The organism is uncultured Legionella sp. (assembly GCF_937871865.1).
Lineage (GTDB): Bacteria > Pseudomonadota > Gammaproteobacteria > Legionellales > Legionellaceae > Legionella.
In genome coordinates, this window is sequence record NZ_CALMPD010000099.1 from 1 (window position 1) to 1914 (window position 1914).

The window sequence follows — 1914 nt, forward strand, 5'->3', positions numbered from 1 at the left end:
CATGAGACATCGTGCAAGGCTTAACCGCATGCGCCATCCGCCAGAGAAACTATTGACTGTATTTTGTTGTTGATCGCCCCTGAATCCTAGCCCAGACATAATAGTCGCAGCTTGAGCGGGCTTGCTGTAACCACCGCTATGACTTAGCTCATCATGACATGCCAATACCTCTGCATCATTGCCAGACAGTTCTGCTTGTTTCAATCGCTCTAGTAATTTAATGTATTCATCATCACCTGCAAGTACGAAATCTAATGCGGTTTGTTCACTGTCTGGTAATTGTTGTGATAAATGACTGATACTCAACTGTGGGTTTATTAAAAATTCACCGGAATCAGGGATCAGCTTCCCAAGCAGAAAATCAAATAACGTTGATTTACCACAACCATTATGACCAATAAGACCTATTTTTTGCTTTTCGTACAGACTTACATTCGCTTTATCCAGAAGTACTTTATTGCCACGCGAGAGGGTGATTTGACGTAGAGTGAGCATGATAAACCATTGAGCTGAAATTAATATCTTATTTTATCACAGCTATGTTTCAACTAATATGATATAAACGTGATCGTTTCCTGTGCAAATAATATCACCTACAGTTTTGTATTGGGTTTTATCCTTAAGCTTAAATCATGACTGTCATACTGAAATCAATATAAATAAATCTATCCACTGGGTTCAATCACTTTCTTTCGAGCCGATTCATATCGCGCCTGTTTTTCAATATCAATATAACGATCTGTTGTGGCACTTGAACTATGTCCCGCATCATCACGAACATGTTCTCTGGGGCGGATCTTAACATCTTCAGATATGCCGGTATGTCTCAACCAATGCACTGTAGCTACAGATAAATTATCTGCTTCTTCCATATGTCCTTTGTGGCGTAGTTGCTCACTTGCCAAATCAAAACAACGCTGAATAATTCTTCTAATAGGAGCTGTATCACTCATTGGCCCATTTCCACGGATTTTGGGGATTAAGGGGGAATTATCCGCAGGTGAAGGCAGGGGAGTTAACCCTAAAAATAAGCGCCAGCGAGTCAGGCTTTCAAGCATAGCTTCACTAACCGCAATCTGACGCTCTTTATTTCCTTTACCTACAGTAGTAAACCACCAATGGCCATTACTGTCTTTTGCAAAATTGTTCATACTTGGGATCCAGCGAGCGCTGGCAGCAACTTCTGATATACGCAAATACATACCAAATAATAAGCTTAACATAAACCGAGTTCGTTCATGGTGTTCCGGAGAATCTTGGGCCATCGTCTCTGCTGCGTTCAGAACCTCATCCCATTGCAATAAACTGAGTCTGCGAATCGGGGCGTTCTGTTGTCTTTTTCTGATAAATTTGCTCTTTTGCCTGATTAAGGCAACAGGGTTAGACGCTAAGTATTCTTCAGCAATTAAAAAATTAAATAAAGTACTTAATATCGCGAAAATTTCCTGGGTTGCTCCTTGAGACAGACTAAATTGTTCTAGCGAAGCACTGTGTCCATGTTTAATCGCGGTTTTGCTTAAAGTAACAACAAAAGGGCGCCATTCGTCATTGGGTATACGTTTGCCTTCTTTTACCCGAAAACGGGGGACCTTTTTCAAACTAATCCAGGATTTGGGGGGATTCTGGCAAAAATGAATGTATTCTTCGATGTCTTCCCGTTTTAATTCATTAATACGGACATTTTTTATATGCCACGACCATTGTAATAAGCGTTCCGCTTCTCTGCGATAACTATTGAATGTACCAAGGCTTCCTGTATAGCTTTTAAGAAAATTTAACGTGTAATTAAAATCACTTTGAAAGCTGGGATCAGGAAGAACTGCGTGCTCGTGATTTTTATTAAGATAGTTAAGGGAGTCAAAAATAGGGAGTAATTTAATTTTCATAAGGTAAATTCAATATTTATGATTGGTA

Annotated in this window: 2 protein-coding genes; both read right to left on the bottom strand. The window is 39.7% G+C overall.

The window, feature by feature from the left end; translation table 11 throughout:
- A partial coding sequence (locus tag Q0495_RS05685; RefSeq protein ID WP_298624002.1) for an ATP-binding cassette domain-containing protein occupies positions 1–495 on the bottom strand: 495 nt, incomplete at its 3' end.
- Positions 496–665: 170 nt separating this feature from the next.
- Positions 666–1886 carry a tyrosine-type recombinase/integrase gene (locus Q0495_RS05690; protein WP_298624003.1) on the bottom strand — a complete coding sequence of 407 codons (1221 nt, stop codon included), beginning with the start codon at positions 1884–1886 and terminating at the stop codon, positions 666–668.
- Positions 1887–1914 lie beyond the last annotated feature (28 nt).